Below are 3451 nucleotides of genomic sequence, written 5' to 3'. Positions count from 1 at the left end.
CCTACCTGCCTGAAGACGAGTTCGGTGCGCATCTGGCCGAAGGGCGTTTGGTCAGAGTGCTGGAAGACTGGTGCGAACCGTTCGGTGGCTTCCACCTCTACTACCCCAGCCGCCGCCAACCGTCGCCGGCGTTTTCTCTGGTGGTGGATGCGTTGCGCGTGGATCCAGCCCCGTTGTAGGAGCGGGCCTGCTCGCGATAACGTCGGCACATCCAACAGAGTAAGTGCCAGATCCAGCGCTTTCGCGAGCAGGCTCGCTCCCACATGGGATTTAAAAATCGATTGATTTCCGGGATGTGACGCAAATCCCTGTGGGAGCGAGCCTGCTCGCGAAGGCGCCAGACCAGCCACATCATCTCTGCATGCCAGCCCCGCGACCCCCTCACAACTTCGACACGTCCCCGGTCGCCTCGGCAATCGTCGCCAACGTTTCCTCCATGCTGGCGATGTCTTCTTGCAGCTTTTGAAACACCAGATCCAGCGACTCGGGGGCGTCCACGGTCTGATGGCCACGCAGCGACTCGACGCTAGCGCTCTCCACGTGCTGGAGAATGTCGACACTTTCTCGCAGTGCCAACAGCTGATCGAAGATAGCGGCAATCTGCGCCTGGCTGCGGGTGCTCATTATTTCCACCCGAGCCTGGCAATGATTTCACGGCGATACGGCGTGTCGATCTGCGCCGGCACCTGTTCGATATAGTCGCGCGCTTGTTCGTGCGCCGCGCCGCTCAACCCGGCCAGATAAGAAACTGCGTCGTCGACATTCGGCACCAGGCCTTCGATGTTCTTGAATCTCCCGGGCAGCGCCGTCCAGATCACTGCATCCAGTTGCCGAGGAATTGCCCATTCAGCAAGCACGCCCATCGCCGAGGGACCGACGGTGAAGCTGCCGATGCCATCCTCCCTGCCCTCCGGCACGCCTTCTCGAATACGCAGGAGTTCGCGGGCCTGATCGAGATCGGTCACGTCGAGGACCGACCACAGCACTTTGCACGGCGGCGCGTTCGCGCTTATGGCTGTAGTCAACTCGCCAGTGTCACTGACGCGAACGAAGTCGACCGGTACCTGCGGCCCGTCGGCAAACCACTCGCTGGCCAGCGGCAAGCCGTCCGGTTTCCAGATCAGTGAGCCCCATCCCAGACATGCAATGACCATAAATCAGACCCTTCTGAAGAAACGATGAACACAGAAAAGAACAGCCTGCTCAGCCTTTGGTTTTTCGCGGGTCGGCTGCGCGCGGAAAGGTGCGTTCTTCCTGGATCGTCCCGTCTTCTTTATGGATTTTCAGCGAGGCGGTTTTGTCTTGGAGGTAGTCGCTGGCGATCTGGGTGATCTCGGCTTTGGTCGCAGCCGTTTTCGACGCACGCTGCGCGCCCTCTTTGACCAGTTCCCAGCGCTGCTGGTTTTTGTTGATGTGGTAGTTATCCATTCCTTCACCTCTGACGTGAATATGTGACCGATAATGGATTGACCTTGAGCAATTCAGAGAGTTTGAAAGAATTGATCCCGACTCAATACGCGAATTCGTGCCCCAATTCACTCTCCATCCACGCCAGAAAACGCCTGACCCGTGGAAAGCTCGAATGCGCTTTGGGGAATACCAGATGGTGCGCAGCCACCGCAGCACTCAGAGATTCAGGCGCGACTTCAACCAGCGTGCCCGCTGCCAGATACTTTTGCGCCAGCAATGTGCTTTCCAGTGCGAAACCCAAGCCATGACTCGCGGCTTCCAGCGACATGTATGAACGATCGAAGCTCAGCGCGTACGGCCGCTCCGGACGCGCCAGACCATGCTGGGCAAACCATTGCGGCCATTTGAGCAGAGTGGCCTCGGAAAGGATCAGATCGCACTCCAGCAGATCCGCCGCGCCGAGTACCGGGCGTTGCGCGAGCAGTTTCGGTGAGGTCAGCACCGCGAACGTCTCGTTCCTGACCGTGCGCACCTCATAACTGGGCCAGTTCGGCAGGCCGTGACGGATATCGACGTCGATCTTGTCGCGACTGAAGTGCAGCGATTCATAGGAGCACGACAGATTGATCTGTATGTCCGGATGACTGGCGCGAAACGCTTCCAGGCGCGGCATCAGCCAGAGCAGGCCGAAGCTTGGCGATGAGTGCAAGCGCAGGCAATCGAGGCTGACATCGCTGGCCGCACGCTCGGTGGCAACGGCGAGGCTGTGCAGAATCCCGGAGACTTCCTTGAGGTATTGCTCGCCGACCGGCGTCAGCGAGACGCCCCGAGCAGCGCGAACGAATAATTGCCGGCCGATCATCCCTTCGAGTTTCGCCAGTTGATGGCTGACTGCCGAGGGGGTCAGGTCCAGCACTTCTGCTGCCCTGGCGACGTTGCCGAAGCGCGCGGTTTGTTCGAAGGCCTGAATTGCTTTCAGCGGTGGCAGGATGATCGATGCCTCAGTGTCAGAGCGCATGGGGACTCCGTGGTGATTTCTTGTGATGTACGGACCGGTTTCATTCAAGCATTTGCGAAACGGCCTGACGAGTGCTGAATTTTTTTCAGCATTGAGTGACTTCCGCGTTATTGCTCACGCTCGCCCCGGAGGACAAGCTGAGTCATCGGTTACTTACACACCGACCCAATAAAAACAATTCGAGGGAATCCTCCATGCTTCTTCAAGGCAAAGTCGCAATCATTACCGGTGCCGCATCTGCCCGTGGCATTGGCCGCGCTACCGCCACAACGTTTGCGCAACACGGCGCTCGCGTGGTCATCCTCGATCTGGATGCCTCCGCAGCACGTGACGCCGCCGCAGCACTGGGCGAAGGTCATCTGGGCCTGGCGGCCAACGTGGCCGACGAAGCGCAGGTTCAGCAAGCCGTCGCCGCCATCATCGAGCACTTCGGGCGCATCGATATTCTCGTCAACAACGCCGGCATCACCCAGCCACTGAAGACTCTGGATATTCGCCCTTCGGACTACGACAAGGTGCTGGACGTCAGCCTGCGCGGCACTTTGCTCATGTCCCAGGCGGTGATTCCGCTGATGCGCCAACAGTCTTCCGGCAGCATCGTCTGCATGTCGTCGGTGTCGGCCCAGCGCGGCGGCGGCATCTTCGGCGGCCCGCATTACAGCGCGGCCAAGGCCGGTGTGCTGGGGCTGGGCAAGGCCATGGCGCGGGAATTGGGGCCGGACAATATCCGCGTCAACTCCATCGCTCCCGGCCTGATTCACACCGACATCACCGGCGGCCTGATGCAGGATGAACGCCGCCACGCCATCATCGAAGGCATTCCGCTCGGGCGCCTGGGTCAAGCGCAGGACGTCGCCAACGCCGCGCTGTTTCTGGCCAGCGACCTGTCCGCTTATCTGACCGGCATCACCCTCGATGTGAACGGCGGCATGCTGATTCACTGAGTAACTCTGGGCGGGCCTGCGTGGCCCGTGCGGTTCTGGATCGATGACGCAGCCGGGCCTGATGGCCTGGCGGTCAATA

5 protein-coding genes and 1 pseudogene are annotated in these 3451 nt (G+C 60.2%); 2 read left to right on the top strand and 4 right to left on the bottom strand.

Annotated features, from left to right (window positions below):
- Positions 1-179: pseudogene (locus OQK_RS29525) on the top strand (LysR family transcriptional regulator); the annotation flags it as partial.
- Between the two features lie 202 nt (positions 180-381).
- Here OQK_RS29525 and OQK_RS22585 read toward each other — a convergent pair.
- From OQK_RS22585 to OQK_RS22570, 4 genes are all read right to left on the bottom strand, one after another.
- A complete protein-coding gene (locus OQK_RS22585) occupies positions 382-624 on the bottom strand; it encodes a hypothetical protein (protein WP_016774412.1) in 243 nt (80 codons plus the stop codon).
- Positions 624-1103, bottom strand: coding sequence for a hypothetical protein (locus tag OQK_RS22580; protein ID WP_238537247.1), 480 nt, complete (start codon positions 1101-1103; stop codon positions 624-626). Before OQK_RS22580 ends, OQK_RS22585 begins: the two co-directional genes overlap by 1 nt.
- 100 nt (positions 1104-1203) lie before the next feature.
- Entirely contained in the window at positions 1204-1428 is a 225-nt protein-coding gene (locus tag OQK_RS22575) for a DUF2188 domain-containing protein (RefSeq protein WP_016774410.1), read from the bottom strand.
- Positions 1429-1510: 82 nt separating this feature from the next.
- Positions 1511-2428: a LysR substrate-binding domain-containing protein gene (locus OQK_RS22570; protein ID WP_016774409.1), complete on the bottom strand. Its 918-nt coding sequence runs from the start codon at positions 2426-2428 to the stop codon at positions 1511-1513.
- Between the two features lie 194 nt (positions 2429-2622).
- On the opposite strand from OQK_RS22570, the gene OQK_RS22565 reads away from it, so the two are divergent.
- Positions 2623-3372: an SDR family NAD(P)-dependent oxidoreductase gene (locus OQK_RS22565; RefSeq protein ID WP_016774408.1), complete on the top strand. Its 750-nt coding sequence runs from the start codon at positions 2623-2625 to the stop codon at positions 3370-3372.
- Positions 3373-3451: the final 79 nt, after the last annotated feature.

This window comes from Pseudomonas sp. R62 (assembly GCF_000257605.1).
GTDB lineage: Bacteria > Pseudomonadota > Gammaproteobacteria > Pseudomonadales > Pseudomonadaceae > Aquipseudomonas > Aquipseudomonas atacamensis.
The sequence above is the reverse complement of the archived record's forward strand: the minus strand, read 5'-3'. Positions and strand labels throughout refer to the sequence as shown.

Bases quoted from the DNA above. Each gene is read 5' to 3' on its own strand.
- OQK_RS22570 (WP_016774409.1), bottom strand. From the start codon at position 2,428: ATGCGCTCTGACACTGAGGCATCGATCATCCTGCCACCGCTGAAAGCA.
- OQK_RS22565 (WP_016774408.1), top strand. From the start codon at position 2,623: ATGCTTCTTCAAGGCAAAGTCGCAATCATTACCGGTGCCGCATCTGCC.
- OQK_RS22585 (WP_016774412.1), bottom strand. From the start codon at position 624: ATGAGCACCCGCAGCCAGGCGCAGATTGCCGCTATCTTCGATCAGCTG.
- OQK_RS22575 (WP_016774410.1), bottom strand. From the start codon at position 1,428: ATGGATAACTACCACATCAACAAAAACCAGCAGCGCTGGGAACTGGTC.